The following is a 23,902-nucleotide window of genomic DNA, read 5'->3' as shown; positions in this document are numbered from 1 at the left end:
TTACTTAGCAACCACTTCTTGCATCTGCTTTTCAGCCCAATTTAAAGACGCTTGTGTGTCTTTATTTTCGATTGTAGCGCTATAGATCATGCGAGGGATGATCTGTTTTGCAAAGATTTCACCAGATTTAGGGAACGTTTTACCGTCAACAACAGAGAAGTTTTTGATGTTGTCAAAACCCGCGACGATCTCTTTAATCGATTCTTTTCCGTATTGAGCAAAAATACCTTTTGGATCATTTAGGAACTCGTCTGTTTCAGCAATGTCACGAAGCATTGGTAGATGACCACCAACCGCCATGTGCGAATAGGCGACAACCTGATCTTTCTCGTTCATGTATTCAATGAACAATTTCGTCGCGTCTACTTCTGCTTTGTTGTCGTTTTTCATCACGGTGAACCCGACTAAAGTACCGAATGATGAAGGCGATGTTTTGGTAATGGTTGTGGCTAAACGCGTGTTTTTTGCGAGTTTAGGGTCAAAAGCAGCGCCTTTAAGATCACTGAAGTTTTCAGAGCTTAGTGAGCCAGCAGCCGCTTCTGCAAGGGCAATATCGTCAAGGATGTAGGACGAATAGAAGAACATCGCTAACTTTCCTTGTAAATAGTAGTCACGTGCACGCCATGTTTGTGGCCCAGGAGGATTATACTGAGAAAGTGTTTTGTAGAAATCGAGCACTTCAGCTTGGGCTTTAGAATTAAAAACGAGTTCGCCATCTTTATTAAACTGTCCAGCGTCATTTGAAAGGGCAAACTGGGTATAACACTGCTCGGCATAGCTATCTGCTTTGGTACCAATAAGAATACCGTATTGGTTTTCTGTTGGTTTGTAAAAATGCTTGGCCGCTTTTTCAATCGCTTCCCAAGTGGTTGGTGGCGCTAGGCCTGCGTCTTTAAACCAGTCGGCACGGTACCAAATACCTTGTACCCAGCCTCGGTAAGGAACGGCGACATACTCATTGATGTCAGGGTTTTCGACAAGAGTAAGAGCGCCATCATAGAAGCGTGATTTACCAATGCTGTTGATAACATCTGTATTTGCAGTGGTATCAACAATGCCTTCTTCAGCAAAAGCTAAAGACAAGTTAGATCCGACTTCAATCATGTCAGGTAGCGTGTTAGAAGCGGCCGCAGCGGCAATCTGCTTCGGCATGTCATTTTCGTCAACCGCAACAATTTTCACATCGATACCTGGATTTAGCGCTTCAAATACATCCGCCATAATTTCGATGGTCTGAATTCGGTCTGATTGAGTTTGCGTTGTCCAGTACTCAACAGTGGTTGCATTCGCTAAACTCGGAAGCGCCAATCCAGCTGCAGCGAGTCCGAGGGTTAGAGTTTTGAGTTTCATCGGTCTATCCTTTTTTGATGTTCTTAAGTTATTAAAGTCGTATTTATAACGTCGACATTCTAGTTGTTGTTGCTTAGCCACATCACTTGGTAGGGGGCAAGCGTTATGGTTGTTTCTACTCGTTGATCGGAAATCAAATCCCTATTTAAATTAGTGAGTAAAATGGAGGTTTCTAGTTCAACGGCTTCATCACTAATATTGATAACAACCGCGAGTTGTTCATTACGTACGAAGGTCACTAAACGGGAGTCAGTTTTGACCACTCGTTGCGACGCATTCGGCATAAATGAGGGTTCACTTTTGCGTAAAGTTAATAAGCTTTCAAAGCGCTTCAATACTTGATGACGCCTAGTTTGGGGGTCACTTAGCTCACTTACGACCGTGTCCGCGTCCAGTTTTTCGCGATTAATTGCTCGGTTGTATCCTAGAGATTCTAGACCGCCGATGTCATTTTGCGACCCCAATAGGCTATGAATATAGAGTCCTGGAACCCCAGCCATGGAGAGCAGAATAGATTGTGCAGCCATAAAACGATTCAGGTTGGTTTGATCGTCTGCATTAATATCACGAACGGCATCGAAGTAATTGATGTTTAATTCATAAGGGCTCTGTGTGCCATCGCCGTTGTCTTTATAAGAGACACGTCCTCCGTTGCTTTCAACGCCTTTAAGCAATTCTTGGACTTGTTCTTTATTGAGAATACCTTCTACTGGACGAACGCCAATACCGTCATGGGATGCAAGGAAGTTAAAGAATGTGGTGGTGTCAGAGCATGGCTCTAGGCTTGCCATCCAATCAACAATTTGGTCACTTTTACCGGTTTGGATAGTATGTAGCGTAAGCGGTGGTAGAGGAAATTGATAGACTAGGTGCGCCTCATTCTCTCCATTGCCAAAATAACTGATATTGTCCTTATGTGGTACGTTTGTTTCGGTAATGAGCTTTAAATGTGGTGCGACGGCACCAAGTATGGCTCGCATTGCCTGAATGAGAGCATGAACCTGTGGTTGATGTAGACAAGGTGTATCAAGTTCTTTCCACATAAAACCAATGGCGTCTAGGCGAATAAAGGAGGCACCTTGCTCGACATAAAACAACATTAACTCAATGATTTTTTGGAACACCTGTGGGCATCGGAAGTTGAGGTCAATTTGATCTTCACTGAAGGTCGTCCAGACATGTTTTGTGCCATGAGCAGTCTCAAAAGCCGTTAACAATGGTAACGCTCTTGGTCGAGTAACTGAACTATAATCTCTGTCAGGGTTAGCCTCGACAAAGAACTCACGATACTGTTCTTCGCCTTTTAGGTAGCCCTGAAACCAATCGCTTGATTGCGAAATATGATTAATAACACCATCAAACATCAACTCATAGTCATTGGATAGCGCTTTAACGTCGGCCCAATCGCCAAGGTCTGGGTTTATTTTCCAGTAGTCAATGACGGAGAACCCATCATCCGAGGTATAAGGAAAACACGGTAAAAGGTGCACGGAAGAAAGTAGGTCTTTAGCATGGTTATTGAGAAAACGATGTAACGTTTTAAGTGGCGCTTCTCCCGCTTTTACCATTGAGTCACCATAGGTAATAAGCATGATGTCGTTTTGGTCTACCCAACATTTCTTATCTTCTGGATTTTTAACGCCAGATGCGACGCTGATTAGCTGTGGAATAAGTTGCGAAAGTTGTGCTGGAGAATAGACACCCGCAAGAATCTGTTGCAAATCTTTGGTCGTATTTTTTAGTGCGATGTTTTCTACTGTCATTTTTGATATACCACAATATTTTTTGGGTTCTAAGTCATGAACGTATAAGATGTTGATCTTTACAAAACCGGTTTTGTTTATTGAGAAAAAATAATGAGAACGAATCTCATTGGTTTTATAAAGGTAGTCGTGCTTGCCTATTTACAGTCTAGTACAAGTTTGTTTGATGGTTTATTGCGCCAAATCACACTTCGGGGATTCACCGGAACCGGTTTTGGTGATTGTGATGTGTATCACTAATTTTGAGGCTGACGATTGGCAGAAGGGTATGGAGACTCTAACCTTGCCTTACTAAAATCTTTATTAACTCACCACTTACTTACCTACGCATAGATTGGATATTCGATGAACATATTGTTAGCACACTTTCGAGTGGGAGAAACCGATGGGGTTTCTTTAGAAATGGATAAATGGAAATGGGCGCTTGAGGCCATGGGGCACAATGTCTCCTATTTGGCCGGCAGTGCGGGTAGTTGTGAAGCGGATTTGATTCCTGAACTCCATTACCTTGACCCATTTAACGATAAAATTATTCATAACGCTTATGTAGAACGAACCGATTTTAAGTCAGAAAACGATTTGCTAGAAGCCATTGAAACCCGCGCGACTGTTATTGCAGCAAATATCATGGAAGTCATTCGAACACGAGATATCGATGTTGTTGTTCCAAACAATATCTGGTCGTTGGGCTATCATCTCCCTGCGGCTATCGGCTTAATGAAGGCGATAGAACAGACGCAAACTCGGGTTATCTGTCATCACCATGATTTTCATTGGGAAAGGGTGAAATACTCCAATCCGACGTCCAATGGGGTTGGTAAATTATTGGCGTCACATTTTCCTCCGAAGCATCCACTGGTTGAGCATTGCGTAATCAATAGGATTGCTCAAGACGAGATTAAACAAAGAAGAGGCATTGACGCAACGGTTGTGCCCAATGTGTTTGATTTCCATAATAGTGATTGGAAAATTGATGAGTATAATCAAGACCTGAGAAGCCGATTTGGTATAGGCCCAAATGACGTGATGTTCTTGCAAGCGACGCGTGTGGTTGCTCGAAAAGGGATTGAACTCGCGATTGACGTGATAAACCAAATATCACATCAACGGACACATTTGGAAGGCCAAACGCTTTATAACGGAGAGACATTTTGCCAGCAGAGCCGTCTGATTTTGGTCTTTGCAGGTATGTGTGAAGAAGAGCGTTATCGCCGCCTTTTGAAAGATAAAGCGCAAAATAAAGGTGTAGAGCTTCTCTTTATTAGCGATTGGGTTGGTCATTCCCGCGATGATAGAGAAGGTCAAAAAGTATATTCGTTGTGGGATGTATACTGCCATGCCGATATTATTACTTATCCAAGCTTGCTCGAGGGGTGGGGTAACCAGTTTCTTGAAGGTCTGGTGGCTAAAGTGCCGATGGTGGTTTATCGCTATCCAGTATATGACCTCGATATTGCCAATTATCAGTTCGATATCATTGATTTAGGCAATACCCACGAAATCGACTCACAAGGTTTAGCCTATATCGAACCTAATAAACTGGCCCTCGCTGCAACGGAAACTGTCGCCTATCTATTTGATAGCGAAATGCGTAACCAGCGGATGAAAAATAACTATTGCATTGGTGAGCAAAACTTTTCATACCCTGCATTAAAGGCACTTTTAGAGAAAGTGTTTGTTTGAAAATTAGGCAATTTTTCCCTCGTTTCACTGTCATTCGAAGTGTATATAGCTATACTTATTGAATAATTGTTTTACCAAGATCGCGAAAAGGTGTAAATTAATTGGTTCAAACATTATTCATGTAGATAAGCATAAAGATGCAAGAGAGAAAAATAGTGAAAAAGATGGACGCTCCACTAGATATGAAAAATGGAGCCAGATTTAAAACAAATAAACATGGATATGTGACAGTAGTGGAATATTATAATTGCCACACTGTCATTGTGACGTTTGAAAATACAGGCAACATTCGAGCAATCAACGCAACAAAATTAAGACGAGGTAATGTACCTGATAGATCAGTACCACCTGAATCAATAATGGTTGGAATCAGGGTCGAATCGGTCAAGCATGGTTCGCTTATCATCACTAAAGTTGAATCTGAAAATATTGTTGTTCTCGCGAATGAAAATAATGAAGAAATTCGCATGTTGTTACCCGCCGTGCAAAGTATGATAGATAAATCGGGTGAGACTGACCTAGATAATGTTGATTCAGACAAGCCTACCTCATTAAAACAGTTAACCAAGCGAAATAAGAAAGCCAAAGAAGTAAACCGCTTATTTAAGAAAATATTGTCTGATTATGGTAAATAATTGTACATATGGATATATCCACGTGTAAATAGGCAAAATACTATCCTAACGTTGTCATGATTAACTCTTTTTCCTAATTATTTCTTATATTCCTCCTCTGCATTTTCGACTAGGAGCTTGTTGATTTAATCAATAAGCTCCGTTATTTTGATCGTATACACTTCATTTATGTGATCCATTTCACAAGGTCATTGTGACTTTGTGATGAAGATCCTGTTTGATTTATAGCCATTCTTGTATGCTTCGCTCAAGGCCTTACAAAAACAAAAATATATATTTTATTTAATCCAATGAGAGACAAAAATAATATGAAAAAAATATTGGTTGTATGTGGAAACGGTTTAGGAACATCTCTGATGATGGAAATGGCTGTAAAAGAGGTGGTAAAAAAACTGGGCGTTGAAGCAGAAGTCGATCATGAAGACTTGTCTTCATCTGCTTCTAGTAAAGCAGATATTTGGGTTGCAGCATCTGATATTGCAAACCAATTAGAAGAAGCAGGAAAGAAAAACATAATTAGTTTAAAAAATATATTTGATAAAGAATCTATCGAACAACAATTAAAAACATTTTTGTAGGAAAATATCATGACAAACTTTTTTGAATTTATGCTTGGCTTATTAAAAGAGCCGGCAATTATGGTTGGTTTAATTGCATTTGTTGGTCTTATTGCTCAAAAGTCCGACGTGTCAACCGTATTGAAGGGAACAATTAAAACCGTAATGGGATTCTTAATCCTCGGTTTTGGTGCCGGTGCATTGGTCGGCGCACTGAATAACTTTTCAGTTGTATTTACAGAAGCTTTTGGTGTAAGTGGCGTTATTCCAAATAATGAAGCGATTGTGGCTTTGGCGCAAGAAGCGTTTGGTTACGAGATGGCTTTAATAATGTTCTTCGCTTTCGTTGTTAATATTATATTGGCCCGTGTTACTCCATTAAAATACATTTTCTTAACCGGCCACCACACTATGTTTATGTCAATGTTGGTGGCGGTAATCTTATCAACATCTGGAATGACAGGCGTGGCGTTAATCGCTGTTGGTTCTATTCTAGTTGGTTCTTTGATGGTTATTATGCCTGCGCTTGGTCAGAAATATACTGAAAAAGTGATGGGTACAGACCAGCTTGCGATCGGGCACTTCTCGACTCTCTCATACATTGTAGCAGGGTATGTTGGCAGCAAATTTGGTGATACTTCTAAAACAACAGAAGATATCCAAATGCCTAAGAGCCTTATGTTTTTGCGTGATACGCCTGTTGCGGTTGCGACTACCATGTCGGTATTCTTCATGTTGGCGTCTATTTTTGCTGGCGGTGATTTTGTGACGACGGTATCTGGCGGACAGAACTGGGTTGTATTCACTGTGATGCAATCGCTTATTTTTGCTGGTGGTGTTTATATTGTTCTTCAAGGTGTGAAAATGCTGATTGCCGAGATCGTTCCAGCGTTCAAAGGTATTTCAGATAACCTAGTACCGGGTGCTAAACCAGCACTAGATTGTCCTATGGTATTCCCTGTTGCACCTAATGCTGTATTAATTGGCTTTTTGTGTTCGTTCTCTGCAGGACTTGTTGCGATGGGTATTCAAGGTCTATTCGGTTGGACAATCATTGTTGCAGGTGTTGTTCCTCACTTTTTCGTTGGTGGTGCTTCGGGTGTTTATGGTAATGCGACCGGCGGTTTACGTGGTGCTATCTTGGGTTCTTTTGCGCAAGGGCTATGTATCTCATTCCTACCAATGCTATTGCTGCCAGTGCTTGGTGGTTTAGGGCTAGAAGCGACAACATTTGCCGATTTTGACTTTGGTGTGGTTGGCTTGATTCTTGGTTGGATTGTTTCATGAGTCTATACGACTTGATTGGACGTGACGGCATTGTCGTCACTTCAGAAAAGAACCTGTCGGTGGATTCTGCGCTAGAGTTGACGTGCTCAGTATTACTCGCAAGAGGGGATATTGAAGCGAGCTACCTAGAGGCTATTAAAGTTAAACACAAAGAGATTGGTGCGTATTATGTTTTAGCACCGAAAATAGCCATGCCTCATGCTCGTCCAGAGGATGGAGTGAAGAAAGCGGCGTTGCAAGTTACTGTGTTTAAAAATGGCGTTGATTTGGAGTCGAGTGATAACGGCGACGTTTATCTTGCGATTACTCTAGCGGCAATGGATTCTGACAGCCATATCCATACGATTATGGCATTGTCTAATCTGTTTCAAAACGATGATGATATTGATCGTATTATCGCGGCGAATGATGAATCCGAAATAATAAAAATACTACAAGCCTATTAAAGGCGAATAGATTGACAATATAAAACCTAGCATCGTGAAGTTATTCTTTATGTGCTAGGTTTTTTGCTATTGATGGTTTCATTCTCGATGTTCATCTAACCACGTTTTCAACTTGTCCACTTTACTTAACATTTGTTGCATCTCTTTTTCATCCCAATCTTGAAAACAGGCGTCTAATTTAGGGATAAAACTCTCGCGAGCATTTTTTACCTTTTCCAAGCCTGCATCATTAATCATCACCCATTTTTTTCGGCCATCATGGTCGTCTTTTGTGATGTCAATTAGGCCAAATTCGGCGAGCCTATTAATTACTTTTGTTATGCCAGGTTGGTTCATCTGCATTACCTGAGCAAGTTGACTGACCGTTTGTGATCTTTCCGGTTGGTGAGAGAAATGATTGAGTAAATTGAATTGAGATTGATTTAATCCTATTGGTGCTAATGCCCTAGCGATCCAGTTATCATTAAGTTGATGAATAATACCTAATGATATAAATAGGTTAGCGTATAGCTCTTGCTTACTTTTGGTCATAATGTAAAAAAACCTTGCTATACATTCCATGGAATGTATATAATTATTCCGTGGAATGTATATTATCAGTGTATTGGACGGAGTGAAAGTAATGAACAGAAGAAATTTTATAAAAGTGATGGGAACAGGGGCTGTTGTTTTAGCCGCAAGTCCTCTTTTGCTCGACCAAGTAAATGGTGTGAAATCTGAATCGTTTAGGCCAGAACATACCTATGATGACATAAGGAAAACACTTCTAAGTTATGCGATGTTGTGTCCGAATGCGCACAATAAACAGCCGTGGAAAGTAGCGCTGCATGGTCAAAACGAAATCATGCTCTTTGTTGATTCAGAGCGCTTACTGCCTGAAACCGACCCTATCCATCGTCAAATTCATATAAGCCAAGGTACGTTTATTGAAAGCCTAGTTATCGCAGCCACGTATTTTGGTATTAAAGCAGATGTAGATTACTTCCCGGAAGGGGAGTATGACAACCAAAGCATAACCGCGCTCCCAGTGGCGTCAATCAAGCTAATAAAACAGCCGGATATTCAGACAGACCCATTGTTTACCCAGCTATTAAGTAGGCAGTCGAATAAGACACCTTACACTGATGAGAAGGTGCTAAAGTCTGATAGGGAGAAGCTTGAAAAACTCGTTGAAGAGACTCCGTTTTTGCTGCAAATAGTTGACGAGCCGTCGGATAAAAAAAACATGGCTGACTTTGTCATTAAGGCGATGGAAATAGAAGAGAAAGAACGAGCGAGAAACATGGAGACTATTGCTATGTTTCGTTTTAACGATGAAGAATTTGCTCAGCATCGAGATGGGTTTGGTTTGCCACAAAATGGGGTTGTTGGCGTGAAGAGAATGGTTGCTGAAGCGTTCTTTTTAAGCCGTGCTCAAACAGAGAAAGATCCCTCTAGTTTTGGTAAAGAGGGAGTGAAGCTAACGCAGAATGTCGCAAATAGCACCCAACATTTTGCGTTGCTTTCGAGCCATGATAATAGCCGAAAGACACAGGTAGAAATGGGACGGCTATATAACCGCCTTAATCTAACAACATCGGCATTAGGCATTGCCCAGCATCCCATGAGCCAAATATTGCAGGAGTATGAAGATATGCTGCCACTGCAGGCGGAGTTTAAAAAACACTATCACGTACAAAATCATGAAACCGTACAGATGTTATTTCGTCTAGGAAAAGCGAAGGCCACGCCGTTATCACCAAGGCGAGAAGTACAAGACTTATTAGGGTAAATATCGTTGTTACATTTACGGTTTCACATCATTTCTTTAGCAGAGACAATTGGCATTTTCTCATATCGCATCGGCACTCATTAATTCGCCTTGGTAATCATTTATAAATTGCCTGTGTAATCCATTTCCATATGAATAATGTATATGTGTAACAGCTGCTTACCTATTTCTAGTATGTTGTACGCTAAATTGAGATATGTCCGAGAGTTACGGGACGCTATTAACGATTAAACTTGGCGAATATTGAAAATATAATCAATAATTAGTTTTATATATCATCTTTTGAGAAACGATAGTCGGTATGGGCGTCTGCATCAACGCCTCCTATGACTTTTACTATGGAAAAAATATACGGAAAAATTTTGCAGGCCTTACGTCCCGGCAACCAAACAACATTTAGCTCACCTGAGATACCCGGTGTAAATTTTTCAATTTTTGTTAGTGAGCGATTCGATGTACTTTCTATCACAACAGAAATTTTGGGGAATCCATCGACTATTCGCGTGGGTGTTAATTCTCAAACTGAACTGACATTAGACGAAGCGATAGAGTCGTTTGAAGCAACGATTGCGGTGAGTATTTATGGCACATTGTACAAAGAAATGATGTTACCGATCCCGCTAGGGCATAGCGAAGTTGAAAGTGGCGGGTCATTACTGACGACTTTTAGATTGTGTTTACAGTATATAGAAGAATTTGTGCCTATATTAGAGCGCTTTATCGAAGAAGTACTGTCATTAAAAGCGGTTGAGTTACACAATAAAGCGGTTGAACAAGGATCCTGGGACTAATTTGACTCCTCGTAATTTTCGCGTCATGCCTTATGATAAACGTAATTTTTGACAAAAAATTAGCCAGCAAAAGGTTGCTGGCTTGGTAATAAAGTCGAAGGCAGTGGACTTTTATATATCGAAGATAAAATCTACGTTTCTATTTCCAAAGTAACTTTTCAAACGCTTTGTCTACTGGTGTATTTGCTAGATGGTTGGTGTAGTTACTCATGATTTTCTGAGACAAACCCAATACAATTTCAAGCAATTGGCGCTGACCATAACCAGCAGCATAAAAGGTTTCAATATCTGCATTTGATATCACGCCACGATCGCGCACCATTAATAGCGTCGTATCATGAAGAACCTGTAGTTTTTCCGTTGTCATTTTATCTCTATTGCGCAGTGCTTCGGTCAACGCTGGGTCGACATTCATCATGTTTGCTATTCCAGTGTGTGCCGGCACGCAATAGTGGCATTCATGTTCAACGTTAATCGTTTGCCAGACAACGGTGAGCTCTTCAGCATTGAATGAAGAGTCAGAGAACAATTTGTGCAGCGTTTGGTACCCCTCCAACAATTCCGGCGACTCAGCCATTACCGCATGCAAACCAGGAAGCATTCCGAATGCTTTTATAGAACCTTCTAGTAACTCTTTGCTTGCTTCAGGTGCGGTTTCTACAGTGTGAAGAGTAAATTCAGTCATGTTTATATTCCTTGTTATTTAGCCAGTCAAAAGTGATGTTACGATTACGAGGTATGTCGTGCTGACCATATTGATTGAAGGACTATAATATAAAATGAACGAACGTTCAATTGTCATTTGAACAATTGTTCAGAATTATTTGGTTTGTATTCGTTGACGAATTTTATTGCCAGTTGATTAGAAATCATTGGTAGGTTGAAGCAGCAGGAAAAGGTCAGACTCCACTGGATAAGAAAAAAGAGAGATGTGTCCTAGGTATCTAATAATAAAAGGCGCAAAGGAAAACCCTTTACGCCTTTTATGAAAAAAAATGGACTAATATCTACCGTTGTCTAAAGGAAACCATTGTTGTTCAATGTCGTCTAGCAGATATAAATGCCCGTCAGAATACTTAAGTTCGAACGTCCTTTGTTCACTATCAATATAAGCAAGCCGAATGTCATTTGGTATCGCACTTGTTACAAGCAAATGATTAGGTTTAACGCTAGTGATATCGATAATTTTATCGAATGCTTCTTTAACTTGATATCGCATATCTCCTCCTGAGAATGAGCCCAAAATCAAATATAGATCACATATTCACATTCATATGCGACATGGATCACCTTTCAGTTCGAGAAGACTGGAATGTAATTATGCAAAAATAATGCGATCCAATTCATTTCTACATCCGATATATCGAGTTAAATGCTGAAAGCACCAATAGCTAATATTATAAATAGTCCAGCTGTGATTTTTCGAATCAGCGCGAGTGGCAGCTTATCAGCAGAGAGTTTACCAATCAGAACCACGGGGACATTAGCAAGCAACATACCGATGGTCGTCCCGAGCACAACGAACGTAAGGGCATCGGAATACTGCGCGCCAAGGATGGACGTTGCAATCTGAGTTTTGTCACCTATTTCTGCAATAAAGAAGGCGATGAAACTGGCTACGAAAGGGCCTTTGTTCGATATGCTTTCGTCTTCATCCAATTTGTCAGGGATAAGTACCCATCCAGCCATAGCTAAGAAACTAACGGCGAGAACCCATGTGAGCATTTCAGGGTTAATATAATCCGCTACCACAACGCCTAAATAGGCAGCCAATGCATGATTTGCAATAGTCGCTAAGAAAATAGCCGCAATAATTGGAATGGGTTTTCGGTATCGACTAGCAAGCAATAAAGATAGAAGTTGGGTTTTGTCACCGATCTCGGCTAGTGCTACGGTGGTGATAGAAATGGCTAGTACACTCAAAATAATCTCTGATGAGGTGGGAATTATAAAACCTAAGACAACGAGCACTTCCCACCTCGGTTAGTGTTCATTGTCTATGGTCTCACTAAATTCGATGTAAACCGAATCTTGAACGCCATGATGATTTTCATCAATTATGTTGACGGACAAACCATTAACGCAGCAAGGCGTTTTGGCAAGTTACTCCCCAAAGACGGTGCGGATATTAATGGTAAATTATTTGGATTGCAACACCAAAATCACGTTGGTCTTACTGGTTTAACCGCACGCTATAGGGTAGAGTTATATTAGACTTACCTTTAATGCATTTTTTATAGATGCGTTGTATTTCAGAGTATGGATTACTGTATGAAAAATACCTTTGCTAGTGCCTTCAATCGTTTTAAATCTGCCCCGAAGTTGATAAGAATTTGTACTTATGTATTAGCGAGTTATGGCATTTACGCTGGATTGCTAGGTCTTGTCGCACCGGCTGTTCTACAATCTCAAGCGCCTAAACAATTGGCAGAAATTCTTGGACGAGAGGTCGGGATTTCAGAAGTAAAAATTAACCCATTTTTGCTGCGGGCGGAAATTAATGATGTGGTTATTGCAAAACGAGATGAATCTGCCCCTTTTGTAAGTATCAAGCAGTTAAAGGTAGAACTTAATTTTTGGCAAAGTATCGTTAGTCTCACGCCAACCTTAGAATACCTGACGGTTCAAAATCCTTATATTTTTCTTGCTCGATTAAATGGAGAAATGGAAAAGACGACCTTCAATTTTAGCGACATAGTCGAAAAGCTAACGGCTAAGCAAGCGGTTGATTCAGGCTCTGATATGGAACCTGCCGTAGACGAGCAAGAAAAGAAACCAACATCCGATAAACGGTTTGCCGTAAAAACACACTCTATAAGTTTGAACAATGGGCAGGTCGATTTTGAAGACGAACAGACAGGAGTAGAGCTTGGATATCAGAATATCAATTTCAACCTCAGTGAGCTGGATACGGCCGCATTTACATTGACCGCACCCGTGGGGACAAAATCCAACACACAAACGCCGTCGATCAACTCAGTTGCTAATATCTATCGTTTGGGGATGACCGGGATAGACCAAAGCCAGTTACAGCTAAACGGCAAGTTTCAACTCCAACCTTTGGAAGTAAGCGGTGATATTCGCTTAACCAAGTTGCAACTTGCACCGCTTTGGCCGTTTACCGAACATGTTATTGAGGCAGAATTGAGTTCCGGTGAAACGAGTTTTGCTTCTAATTATCATCTTAAACAAGACAATGATCAGCTAGGGTTTGTCGCGAGTCAGGGGCAGTTTTCTTTAGCGGATGTGATTTTCGACTATAAACAAAAACCAAAATTGAAACTGCCGATTCTAGAGCTAACTGGTATATCGCTTGATACCACTTCCCAGCGTATTGACCTAGACAAACTCTCGTTAATGAAGCTTTGGATAGACGGCGATCTGAGTAATAAAGGACTTGATTTACAACGTCGTTTTACGGCGAAGGTAAACAATACTCCACCTATTGTGAAGAACGATTCAGCGGGCAAAGAGGCGTCAACGAAAAAAGAAACGTCGGTATCGAGTGAAGATGAGACTCGGCGTCCAGTTGCTGAAGATAAAGAGTGGTTGGTACAACTCAACTCATTTGATATGCAGCAGACGGATATCAACCTCAAAGAAGGAATGGTAAGTGATGGTGTACGTTGGCGAGTACATCCGCTCAACATTAACGTTGGTCCGGTAAGTAGTGATCTTAGCGCTCCAGTCGATTATAAATTTGATTTTGGCATTGCCTCAGAGACTAATAAGCAACCTAGTCGTACGCGAGGAACCTTTAATAGTCAGGGTAAATTAGATATAAAGGCTCAGGAGTTAGACAGTCAGGTGCAATTAATTGGCTTGGAATTGGCTCAGTTTCAACCGTATTTGGATCCACATCTGAATATTATATTGAGCAAAGGTTCCTTCAGTACGGAAGGCGGGTTCTCTGCTAACAGCCGAGGAAAAGCGGTATATAAAGGGCAAATGGCGATAGACCAACTGTTGATTAAAGATGTCTTGCAGAAAGAACCGTTATTAAAATGGAAAAAAATGTCTATCGATTCGTTGATAGCCGATCAAGCGGATAACAGCCTTAAGATAAAAACCATTTTGCTGAATACACCTTATGCCAAGGTGATTGTTGCCAAGGATTTACGCACAAACATCGGTGCGGTTTCTAAGTCTAGCGAAGAAACAACAGAGAAGGCGGCGTCGGTTCCACAACCCACATCAAACGCAACGCAGGAAGATAAACAGAAAACCACCACGTCAAATAAAACAAATGGTTCTGACCTATCGGTGGATATCGGAAAGATACAGATAGTTAACGGATCCGCGTTTTATGCCGACTATTCACTGACGCCTAATTTCGCATCGGGTATTGAATCGTTAGAGGGGTTTATAAAGAATATCTCTACAACACCAGGTACCAAAGCGCTAGTCGACATAAAAGGCAACATAGACAAATACGCGCCAGTTTCGCTTGTTGGAGAAATAAACCCGCTTATTGAATCCCCTTATCTTAATCTGGATTTTAGTTTAAATAGCGTGGAGCTCACCTCGGTTAATCCTTACTCTGGGACATACGCTGGCTATTATATCGATAAGGGGCAGTTGTCACTCGATATCAACTACCGTCTTGAAAATAACCGATTAAAAGGAACTAATCACGTCGTTGTTGACCAGTTGATACTAGGTAAACCGAGCGAGTCATCGTTGGCGACAAGCCTGCCAGTTACTTTGGCCATAGGATTACTTCAGGATGGTAATGGTGTTATTGACCTTGGATTTGACGTCAATGGTGACGTAGAGAGCCCTGAGTTTAGCTTTGGTGGAGTGATTCTAAAGGCGCTAGTGAATATAGTGACCAAAGCGATTACGGCACCATTTTCTCTGCTTGCCAATTTGGTCGGCAGCGATGAAGAACTCAACCTAATTCAATATGAAGCAGGGATTTCAATGTTAGATTCCTCGGGACAAGAGCGATTATTAAAGCTTGTCGAAGCCCTTAATGCGAGACCCAACCTGCGCATCAGTGTTGAAGGGGCAGTATTACTTGCAGAAGATAGCAGAGCCTTGGCAGAAACGAGACTACAGAACAAGCTTTTGAAGACGAGCGGCTTACCTGAATTACCAGCCGATTTCAGTGCAAGCCGAATACCTAGTACGGGTATTTTACCCGATGCTCTGCAAGCGCTATTTGTACAAGAGCTGAAGCTGGACGTAAATGAAGAGCGAATGAAAGTTGAGCAAGTCTTAATCGATTCAAATGAAGGCGTTGAGATTACGCCTGAACAGATCACGACAACACTTCATATTGGTATGTATAACCAATTGCTCAATGCTCAGACGATTAGCGAGACCGATTTGGGTAGCCTTGCGGAAGAGAGAGCAAGGGCGGTTAAAACATTCTTAATTGAAAACGAGATAGATCCCGGTCGTGTTTTTATTCTTGATAGTAAGAGTAAACTTAAAACTGAACAGAGACAGGCCTTGATGACGATTGATGCAGGTTAGCGTATAGAAGGGGTCTTATCGGGTTATTCAAAGCCACCTGTTTGCAGGTGGCTTTTTTATGTGTGACTTTTGATGGTCAACGGAGTGACATTCATGTTGATCACAAACGCACTTAGTTTGGTCTTATTAAACAGCAGAAAGATCCCGCTTCAGTGCGTCTTTGTTTACTTGATTCTTATCGTTTTGCATGAGCGGCATAAATTTCTTATAGACCACTTTGTTAGGAATCATATAAGAGGCAAGATGTTTGTTTAGTTCAAACAGGATCTCTGTTTCACTGATCTGACTTGGCGCAGAGTAGACCAAAACAATCTCTTCTTCGATAAGCTCATTTTCTAATCCAAACACGGCACAACGATCAATGGCAGGGATGTTTTTCTCAACGACAGACTCCACTTCAAAAGGAGAGACGCGGTAGCCTCGAGTTTTTATCATGTCGTCGTTACGAGAAACGAAGTAGAAATAGCCCTCTTCATCTTTATAGACGTAATCACCTGTGGCAACCACGGTTTCATCAACCAGTTGGCCCTCTAGGTTGATCACATCCTTCAGTATTGAGACAGATTTAAAGCGCTCGGCTGTCTCTTCCGGTGCATTCCAGTAACCCTTATAGATATAGCCTCCACGGTGGATAAGTTCACCCACTTCGCGTGGCGCGCACTCTTTACCATCTTCGTTAATTACATATAACTCCACGTCGGCGATCGGCTTACCAATAGAACTAGGGCGAATCTGTACCTGTGAGGGGTCAAGATAGGTGGAACGGAACGCCTCGGTTAGTCCGTGCATCGAATAGAAGTCCGCATTACGGAAGGTGCGCTTACAGTCGTCTATCATTCTAGCGGTGACGTTACCGCCTGAAGAAGTAATCGTTTTCACTCGATCAAATAGTTCTGCACTTGGAATACGAGTTGATTCTTCATCAAACATCTGAGAAATATAGACGGGCATGACAGGGAGTACAGTCACTTTGTCGTCTATCAGATGGTTAAAGAACTCTTCCGGTAGAATAAAGCGGTGCATGGCTAATGTTGCTTTTTTAATGAGCGTACAGAATAGTTGGTTTAAGCCGTAATCTAGATTGAAGAACAGCACCCCAGAGATAACATCATCGGTTTCTAGTTTTAAATACTGAGAAACCACTCTCGCGGAATCGATAAGATTACGATGCGAGATGACAATGCCTTTTGGTGTTCCGGAAAGACCGAAGGAGTAGGTGATGACCGCTGAGTCGTGGCCACTTATATCGCACTCATAAGGCTTGTTGTAGTATTTGTATATCTCTTCAAAAGAGGCGATCTCTTTATTGGCGGTATCATAAGAGATGACATGGCCGTCAAAATCGATCTCTTCAATGCTTTCTAGTTTCATATTATCGGTAATAATACACTTGATATCACAGTCTTTGATGATGTACTTAACCTGTTCAGGCTTAAGCATTTTACTCATCGGCACCAAGATATAGTCGGTTGAAAGCACCGCGAGATTCGCAATCATTTGCTCGATGCGCTTATTGGAATAGATACCAATTCGGGTGTTTTTAGGGAGGCCAAGTTCCTTTAAATACAGCGCAACTTGATTCACCTTTTTGAACAATTCAGCGTAGGTGAGCTGACTGTCGTCCAAGACGATGGCGGTTTTATCTGCATGCGTCTCAACGGCGTTTTCTAGTAGGCTTCGAATACAGTTTATTGACATTCTAATTTTCCTTTTGCACCAAGAGTCCATATATCATAATTGCTGTCTAGAATGGTGACGGGCTTATGGTCGGACGTCATAATTTTTTTATAGAAAAAAGCGATGATATCTTCTATCTCTTCGGATGAGAGCACTTTGGTAATTCCCCCAGTGATCACAATAGAGTTAATCGCCAATAACTTGAGATTAATATACGCTTTTCGGTAGTGTGAAATTTTGCACAGAACCAAAAAAATGGAAAGCTGCATTAGAATCTTTGTTGCTTTTTCACTCTGCTCTTCAAAGATATTCTCAGTGACTTTTAGGTGCATCAACAACTCATAAACGAATTCATTGTTTTGCGCAGCGAAGATCAAAGACTGCTTAGATTTATAGACCCCGAGTTTTTTAAAAACCAGACGGTCATACTCGTTTTCTGTCACGATGTTGCCGTCAATAACGAGGTCTTTGGAGTAATGAATATCTGTCGTTGCGCCACCGATATCAAGCAAGATAAATGGGTCAACAACAGAATAGCTCGCATCGACATAAGGTAACGCTTGGTTAACGATATAGGGTGTCGAGTAGATCTGATTAGAGGTGATCTGATATAGACCTTTGATGTCTTCTTTACCTTCAATATCGAGTTGATAAAGATTGGTGAGATACTCTTTAAGGTTATCTTCAACTATGTGTAATCTATCGTCGACAATGTTCGGTAAGGTGACCATTCCGTCCACTTTTTCCGAGAGCGTTAGACCGTCCGGTTTGTTACCCACAAAGACAATGTTGGAATAGTTTAGCTGCTCTAAATAGTGATAGAGTGGCTCGCCAAATATACCGCCATTGGCGTTAATACCCCCCACAACAATGACAACGTCTACCAAGTCACTAGGAATCGAATAATCAGCGATGTTTTGGTAGAGAATGGTATCAATGATGTTGATGCCGGAGTTAAAAGCAATATTTGTGGCATATTTGAGTGAGAAAGAGTTGGTGACGCCAATAATTAACGTGCTTAAACCTCCATTCGCGGACGAGCAAATATGGACATTTTCTTTCTCATACTGGCTGACTCGTGAGCCGCACTTGTGCATCAAATCATCAAGAATATCTTTGTTGAAGTCTCGGAAATGTTGCTCAATTTGTTTTGAATCGGACACCTTAAAGTAGGTACTACCGATATCGATAAATAGTTTGTCTACGTTCTGGCTCATTGCATAATGCCTATATCATGAATTATGTCGTTAACGATGCTGGTGGTGTCTTTATTGAGGTCGCATTGCGAGCGCTCATATTCAAAACAGCGATCTGGGATTGGCACACCACCTCGGTCGATGATTCGGATATTTTTGTTGGCATCGCGAATAGTTATCATCTTATTGTGGTTAATAATATGCGGAGAAAATGGCACATCGATTATCCCGCACTTGATGCAGTTAAAGGCTTTTCGCCACAGCGTATCGGCTGGATCGTTAAATACCGCATCCATAATTGCCATCACTTCTGCTGTCAGTATCTCTTCTTCTTGCTCATCAACGATATTAGGCAATCCGTTGAGTATACGGAGTGTATATTGAGTATCGGCAACGGTCTTTGCATTCGCTTCTTTCGTTGGAATACCAACGGCTTCTTCACGTGTTTTGGTGATAATTTTGTCCGCACCGACCATGGATGCAATAACCGTCGACATGTTAATCAACTGCTCTGCATAGCTTTTGTTGGTCGGGAAAGCGCCCATCCATTGGTGATAAACCAAATGGATACTGGCATCACCGCAGCCAATTGCTTCTGCGTAATGTTTGGCTAATTTTTTAATTACCGCGCCAGTGACAATATCTTGATTCATGGAACCTTGTTGCGCGAACGACACGGAAAAAGACTTAACCCCTTCTTCCAACGAAAGCAGCATCTCTAACAGTTGGATAACGATAGTAATAGAAGGTGGTACTAAAGTAGCCGTTAATGGGCCAAACGATTCGCGATTAATCGGTTCGTTAAGCTTAGAATAATTTGCGCAAACACGTTCTACATATTTCCAATACATGAACGCTTTGTCTAATGGGAAGTTCTTTGAATAGGGCAACAAATAGGTGATTGGGCCGCCTTCAATTTCAAAAATACCTGAAGCAATAGCTGTTTCTATAAGTAGCCTTGCATCTGGTGTACCGTGTCGTAGACTGACAGGTTTGTTGAAATGCGTGATCATTTTACGCGTGGTGCGATAGCCGTGGTTCACCAACGGATAGCCGTTGAGCATATCTACGTCATTTTCTTCACTAAGGCGAAGCATTTTTTTCGCCGTACCATAATCGTTAAGCCGGGTATTTGAATCTATCGTAAGAGGAAGCACATCGACGTTCGCGTTAACGAAGAACTCATTTAGAGCGAACTGTTTTTTATAGGTTGGGAAGCCACCGCGAGGCTGAACCAACATTTTTTCTTTCTTTTTGAAATGGTGAGAGATAAACAGTTCTTTGCTAGCGTTTGTGACGAATTCATTTACTTCATCAAAATCAAAAGTATCGACGTACTCATTGCTAAGAATTATCTCGCGTTCTTCTTGAAGCAGGCTCATGCTTGACCTCTCTTTTCTATAAACTGTTCTAAAAGGTCAAGGCCAGTATTGAGGTCAATTTGGTGACATACCAAGTCAAAGCCATATTTTTTGTACTTTTTAACGATCTCATCTGCATCACCAGTACCCACCGTTAAGTTGCCACCAATCATCATGATGACGTTATCTAATCCTTTATATTGGGATTTTAGCGCTCTGACTTCTCGGCTCCATCCTTCTGCTTCACCATTAAGTGAAGAGATGAGCAGTACTTCGGCGCCGGTTTCCACAACGGCGTCGAAGAATTCTTCTAGGTGCGTATTTACACCCAAATTAAAAACTTCATACCCTCTCGCTTCGAGGGAAAGTTCAATGAGCCGGTTGGCCACAACGTGGATATCGTTGCCAACTACTCCAGTCACTACTTTCATAAAAAACCTTTCCTGATTTCCGTATTAGGATTGTCTGTCTGTTTGGATGGCTGAATTAAAATTCTGCTCGTATTTATAGCGTGTTCCTTAGGCGTCTGGACATCTTTTTTGATCCAGTTGCTTGCAGCATACCACACTAAAAAAAGATGTAAAAAGAGTGGGAGTCCAAGTGACAATAATATTTTACTGAGCCAGCATATTGAGGTTACTTGGCTATATATGAATGCTAGAATGCGAAACGAGCTTAAAAATCTAAAATTGATAAAAACAAGGATGATTTATGGAATTTTTTACCGCAGATATCTGTGATGAATACCCAGAAAGAACACATGTTTTGGGCGCTGGATACCAAAATTTTGGCGGTGCTGATAAATGTCAGGGTGACATCATCACCATTAAATTAAACAAAAATAATTCAGATCTGATCACGCTTCTAAGAGATGAAGATGGCACAGGTAAGGTTGTTGTTGTTGATGTAGACCAAGAATACTTTGCTGTTGTTGGTGAAAACCTAATGAAGTTTGCACATAACAATCACTACGCTGGCATCATCGTAAATGGCTATATTCGCGATACGTTTCAAATCAAAGACATTCCGGTTTTTCTTTATGCTTTGGGTACCTGTTCAAAGAAATCTATTCCTGTCACTTCTGGCGAGAGAGACGTTCCGTTGTCGTTTGGTGGCATTGAAGTGAAAACGGGCGACTATCTGTATGCAGATACCGACGGTGTTATTGTTAGCGCTGAGAAGATCGTTTAACCCTCCATTGGTACAGCTTTAGGTAAAGAACGTTGAGTCCCTGTTTATGACAAAATGAGCAGGGATTTTTATTCTCCAAGGTTTATCCTCTCTACATAATTCATTACACTTGGCCTTTAACAAGAATTTCGCTAAAGGGATAACAAATGACAAAAGTTAAAATCGGTATTGTTACGGTGAGTGACCGAGCAAGCGCTGGTGTGTATGAAGACATTTCTGGTAAGGCAATTATTGAAACTCTGAATGAATATTTGATTTCTGAGTGGGAGCCTGTCTACGAAGTGATCCCAGACGAACAGGATATTATTGAATCCACATTGATCAACATGGCTGATAATCAGAATTGTAGTCTGATTGTTACAACTGGAGGCACTGGGCCAGCAAAGCGAGATGTCACTCCCGAGGCAACAGAAGCCATTTGTGACCGTATGATGCCTGGTTTTGGCGAACTCATGCGTGCTGAATCGCTGAAATTCGTTCCAACCGCTATTTTGTCACGCCAAACCGCCGGTCTTCGTAATGATACTTTAATTGTAAACCTACCTGGAAAACCGAAATCTATCCGTGAATGTCTGGATGCGGTATTCCCTGCGATACCTTATTGCATCGATCTGATGGAAGGTCCTTACCTGAAATGCAACGAAGAGGTTATAAAGCCTTTTCGCCCTAAACAGAAATAACCCATTTGTCTTCGTTTCTGCGCTCCGGCGTGGGAACGAGAGAACGCTTCATAGTAGATGTTATCCGAAGTATCTTAATCTTTTGAAGCGCGTCATTAGGAAATGTCTAGCAACGTTTTAGAATCGAGACAGTTGGCATTTTAGGCTCAGAAATGTCTTATTAAATTAGTCACAAGTATTGATTGATAATCGTCGCGTGGATAGATTCACACCATATTGTGTTACAATACGCCGCTTGGGATTGAGCAAAAGCCGCTAATCACCCGCAGCGGAGTTTATTATCATGTTTATATGATGCGGCTAGTCAATCAATTAAAATGGATATGGAGTTGCTCCTTGTATTCGTTGATTCGGATATGTGAACATCAAAATTTATGATTTTTAAATCAAAAAAATACAGTATTGATTCTACTGATTATCAAGTCGGTCAAGATAACATCAGTAAATGGGGCATGGACTTCCATAACACAGTTTTCGTAGCCTCAGTCGGCTTGTCTATTCTCTTCATTGTCACCCTTCTCGCATTACCGCCAGCAGATGCAAAGGCCGCTATCGATTCCATTAAGGGTGCGGCGCTGTCAAATTTTGACTTCCTCTTTATGTGGGGAGCCAACATCTTGTTAATCTTTGCCATTATTTTAGCGTTTTCACCTCTAGGTAAAATTCGCTTAGGTGGTGAACATGCTACTCCGGATTATTCAAAAGCATCTTGGATTTCGATGCTATTCGCCGCAGGTATGGGTATTGGACTCATTTTCTGGGGGGTTGCAGAGCCAACGGCGTTTTTCACCAATTGGTTTGGAACGCCACTTAATGCAGAACCTTATACAGAAGCGGGTCGTGAATTGGCATTGGGCGCAACCGTCTTCCACTGGGGCCTACATGCATGGGCTATCTATGGTATGACCGCACTTTGCCTTGCCTACTTTGTTTACAATAAAGGGTTGCCACTCTCAATGCGCTCTGTTTTTTACCCGTTGTTGGGTGATCGTGTTTGGGGCAAAACGGGTGATGTAATTGACATATTAACGGTATTGGTTACCTTGTTTGGCCTAGCGACGTCTCTTGGTTTAGGGGGCACGCAAGCGGCTAGCGGTATCAGTCATGTTTTTGGGATAGAAAATAACATCTATCTTCAGCAGTTCATTATCGTCTTGATTATGGGCTTAGCGATAGTGTCTGTTATGCGTGGCATGGATGGCGGCGTTAAGTTTCTAAGTAATCTGAATATGGTTATTGCGTTTGTATTCCTTGGGCTTATTGCTGTATTGAATTTCACAACAGTATTGGATTCTTTGGTTACCGCTGTGACGGGCTATGTGAAAAACATTCTTCCGTTGAGTCAAACCTCTGGCCGCGACGACACAACTTGGCTGCACGGTTGGACTGTGTTCTATTGGGCATGGTGGGTAGCGTATGCCCCTTTCTTTGGTATGTTCGTAGCACGTATCTCTAAAGGACGCACCGTTCGCGAGTTTCTTCTTTGCGTAATGCTTATCCCGACAATGGTAACAACAGCTTGGATGTCTATCTTCGGTGGCGTTGCTATTGAACAGGTGATCGACAAGGTGGGGCAGTTAGGCCTTGATCAAGGTATTACGGATGTCTCTCTAAGCTTGTTCTATATGTTAGATGCTTACCCGTTCGGAAATGTTCTATCCGTTATTGCGGTAGTACTGATTATCGTTTTCTTTGTGACAACATTAGACTCGGGCTCTATTGTTATTGATGGCATGACGGCGGGTGGTAAATTAGAAGTACCGGTCAAACAGAAAGTGGTTTGGGCTGTTATCTCTGGTTTTATCGCAATGGTTATGCTGTGGATTGGTGGTACTCAATCTATTCAAGCTTTGCAATCCATCACCATTATTGCTGCATTGCCGTTTACGGTTATTCTGTTGTTGGGCAGTGTGAGCTTACTTAAAGGGTTATTGACGGAAGTGGATGAACCTCAGAAATTGACTAATCAAGTTAACTAATCTCTAGTTTCATTGTCCTTATTCCCACGCTGTTGCGTGGGAATACATACCGGT

22 protein-coding genes are annotated in these 23,902 nt (G+C 41.5%); 12 read left to right on the top strand and 10 right to left on the bottom strand.

The genetic code is table 11. The features are described 5' to 3' along the window. Positions 1–1,350 carry an ABC transporter substrate-binding protein gene (locus IUZ65_RS09340; RefSeq protein WP_195703475.1) on the bottom strand — a complete coding sequence of 450 codons (1,350 nt, stop codon included), beginning with the start codon at positions 1,348–1,350 and terminating at the stop codon, positions 1–3. Positions 1,351–1,409: 59 nt separating this feature from the next. Next, positions 1,410–3,113, bottom strand: a complete 1,704-nt coding sequence (locus IUZ65_RS09335; RefSeq protein WP_195703474.1) for an alpha-amylase family glycosyl hydrolase — start codon at positions 3,111–3,113, stop codon at positions 1,410–1,412. Positions 3,114–3,458: 345 nt separating this feature from the next. Between IUZ65_RS09335 and IUZ65_RS09330 the strand changes: the two genes are divergently transcribed. The 5 genes from IUZ65_RS09330 (at position 3,459) to IUZ65_RS09310 (ending at position 7,721) form a co-directional block, all read left to right on the top strand. After that, positions 3,459–4,796 carry a glycosyltransferase family 4 protein gene (locus tag IUZ65_RS09330; RefSeq protein WP_195703473.1) on the top strand — a complete coding sequence of 446 codons (1,338 nt, stop codon included), beginning with the start codon at positions 3,459–3,461 and terminating at the stop codon, positions 4,794–4,796. A gap of 164 nt (positions 4,797–4,960) precedes the next feature. Then, positions 4,961–5,431 (top strand): hypothetical protein, encoded by a 471-nt coding sequence (locus IUZ65_RS09325; protein WP_195705062.1) that lies wholly within the window; start codon positions 4,961–4,963, stop codon positions 5,429–5,431. Between the two features lie 308 nt (positions 5,432–5,739). Further along, entirely contained in the window at positions 5,740–6,009 is a 270-nt protein-coding gene (locus tag IUZ65_RS09320) for a PTS sugar transporter subunit IIB (RefSeq protein WP_195703472.1), read from the top strand. A 9-nt stretch (positions 6,010–6,018) separates the two neighbouring features. Then, a complete protein-coding gene (locus IUZ65_RS09315; RefSeq protein ID WP_195703471.1) occupies positions 6,019–7,275 on the top strand; it encodes a PTS ascorbate transporter subunit IIC in 1,257 nt (418 codons plus the stop codon). After that, on the top strand, positions 7,272–7,721 hold the full coding sequence (locus IUZ65_RS09310; RefSeq protein ID WP_195703470.1) for a PTS sugar transporter subunit IIA: 450 nt from the start codon (positions 7,272–7,274) through the stop codon (positions 7,719–7,721). The genes IUZ65_RS09315 and IUZ65_RS09310 overlap by 4 nt, the downstream gene beginning before the upstream one ends. Before the next feature lie 78 nt (positions 7,722–7,799). On the opposite strand, the gene IUZ65_RS09305 is transcribed toward IUZ65_RS09310, so the two are convergent. Further along, on the bottom strand, positions 7,800–8,252 hold the full coding sequence (locus IUZ65_RS09305; RefSeq protein ID WP_195703469.1) for a MarR family winged helix-turn-helix transcriptional regulator: 453 nt from the start codon (positions 8,250–8,252) through the stop codon (positions 7,800–7,802). Positions 8,253–8,343: 91 nt separating this feature from the next. Between IUZ65_RS09305 and IUZ65_RS09300 the strand changes: the two genes are divergently transcribed. Both IUZ65_RS09300 and IUZ65_RS09295 read left to right on the top strand, forming a co-directional pair. Next, positions 8,344–9,492 carry an Acg family FMN-binding oxidoreductase gene (locus IUZ65_RS09300; protein WP_229638027.1) on the top strand — a complete coding sequence of 383 codons (1,149 nt, stop codon included), beginning with the start codon at positions 8,344–8,346 and terminating at the stop codon, positions 9,490–9,492. Positions 9,493–9,830: 338 nt separating this feature from the next. Beyond that, positions 9,831–10,283 (top strand): hypothetical protein, encoded by a 453-nt coding sequence (locus tag IUZ65_RS09295; protein WP_195703468.1) that lies wholly within the window; start codon positions 9,831–9,833, stop codon positions 10,281–10,283. Between the two features lie 139 nt (positions 10,284–10,422). On the opposite strand, the gene IUZ65_RS09290 is transcribed toward IUZ65_RS09295, so the two are convergent. The 3 genes from IUZ65_RS09290 to IUZ65_RS09280 all read right to left on the bottom strand — a co-directional run bounded on the left by IUZ65_RS09290 (position 10,423) and on the right by IUZ65_RS09280 (position 12,206). Further along, positions 10,423–10,968, bottom strand: coding sequence for a carboxymuconolactone decarboxylase family protein (locus IUZ65_RS09290; protein WP_195703467.1), 546 nt, complete (start codon positions 10,966–10,968; stop codon positions 10,423–10,425). Between the two features lie 315 nt (positions 10,969–11,283). Next, a complete protein-coding gene (locus IUZ65_RS09285; protein WP_195703466.1) occupies positions 11,284–11,502 on the bottom strand; it encodes a hypothetical protein in 219 nt (72 codons plus the stop codon). A 149-nt stretch (positions 11,503–11,651) separates the two neighbouring features. After that, entirely contained in the window at positions 11,652–12,206 is a 555-nt protein-coding gene (locus IUZ65_RS09280) for a TMEM165/GDT1 family protein (RefSeq protein WP_195703465.1), read from the bottom strand. A gap of 117 nt (positions 12,207–12,323) precedes the next feature. On the opposite strand from IUZ65_RS09280, the gene IUZ65_RS09275 reads away from it, so the two are divergent. Both IUZ65_RS09275 and IUZ65_RS09270 read left to right on the top strand, forming a co-directional pair. Continuing rightward, positions 12,324–12,497 carry a hypothetical protein gene (locus IUZ65_RS09275; RefSeq protein ID WP_195703464.1) on the top strand — a complete coding sequence of 58 codons (174 nt, stop codon included), beginning with the start codon at positions 12,324–12,326 and terminating at the stop codon, positions 12,495–12,497. A 57-nt stretch (positions 12,498–12,554) separates the two neighbouring features. After that, entirely contained in the window at positions 12,555–15,764 is a 3,210-nt protein-coding gene (locus tag IUZ65_RS09270) for a DUF748 domain-containing protein (RefSeq protein WP_195703463.1), read from the top strand. Positions 15,765–15,890: 126 nt separating this feature from the next. On the opposite strand, the gene IUZ65_RS09265 is transcribed toward IUZ65_RS09270, so the two are convergent. Genes IUZ65_RS09265 through glmS form a run of 4 tightly spaced genes read right to left on the bottom strand, consistent with a single transcriptional unit; the run spans position 15,891 to position 20,429 of the window. Continuing rightward, complete coding sequence (locus tag IUZ65_RS09265) at positions 15,891–17,462, bottom strand: AMP-binding protein (RefSeq protein ID WP_195703462.1); 1,572 nt, start codon at positions 17,460–17,462, stop codon at positions 15,891–15,893. After that, positions 17,453–18,658 (bottom strand): glutamate mutase L, encoded by a 1,206-nt coding sequence (locus IUZ65_RS09260; RefSeq protein ID WP_195703461.1) that lies wholly within the window; start codon positions 18,656–18,658, stop codon positions 17,453–17,455. Before IUZ65_RS09260 ends, IUZ65_RS09265 begins: the two co-directional genes overlap by 10 nt. After that, the gene (locus tag IUZ65_RS09255) at positions 18,655–20,019 is read right to left on the bottom strand and encodes a methylaspartate mutase (RefSeq protein ID WP_195703460.1); all 1,365 of its coding nucleotides are present in this window, start codon (positions 20,017–20,019) and stop codon (positions 18,655–18,657) included. The genes IUZ65_RS09260 and IUZ65_RS09255 overlap by 4 nt, the downstream gene beginning before the upstream one ends. Continuing rightward, positions 20,016–20,429, bottom strand: a complete 414-nt coding sequence (glmS, locus tag IUZ65_RS09250; protein ID WP_195703459.1) for a methylaspartate mutase subunit S — start codon at positions 20,427–20,429, stop codon at positions 20,016–20,018. Before glmS ends, IUZ65_RS09255 begins: the two co-directional genes overlap by 4 nt. Positions 20,430–20,709: 280 nt before the next feature. Between glmS and rraA the strand changes: the two genes are divergently transcribed. The 3 genes from rraA (at position 20,710) to IUZ65_RS09235 (ending at position 23,848) form a co-directional block, all read left to right on the top strand. Then, positions 20,710–21,189: a ribonuclease E activity regulator RraA gene (rraA, locus tag IUZ65_RS09245; RefSeq protein WP_195703458.1), complete on the top strand. Its 480-nt coding sequence runs from the start codon at positions 20,710–20,712 to the stop codon at positions 21,187–21,189. Positions 21,190–21,335: 146 nt separating this feature from the next. After that, positions 21,336–21,869: a molybdopterin adenylyltransferase gene (gene mog, locus IUZ65_RS09240; RefSeq protein ID WP_195703457.1), complete on the top strand. Its 534-nt coding sequence runs from the start codon at positions 21,336–21,338 to the stop codon at positions 21,867–21,869. Between the two features lie 374 nt (positions 21,870–22,243). Next, positions 22,244–23,848 (top strand): BCCT family transporter, encoded by a 1,605-nt coding sequence (locus IUZ65_RS09235; RefSeq protein ID WP_195703456.1) that lies wholly within the window; start codon positions 22,244–22,246, stop codon positions 23,846–23,848. The last annotated feature ends 54 nt before the right edge of the window (positions 23,849–23,902 follow it).

This window comes from Vibrio sp. VB16 (genome assembly GCF_015594925.2).
Lineage (GTDB): Bacteria > Pseudomonadota > Gammaproteobacteria > Enterobacterales > Vibrionaceae > Vibrio.
Note: the sequence above shows the minus strand (reverse complement) of the source record. Positions and strands in the feature narration are given on the sequence as shown.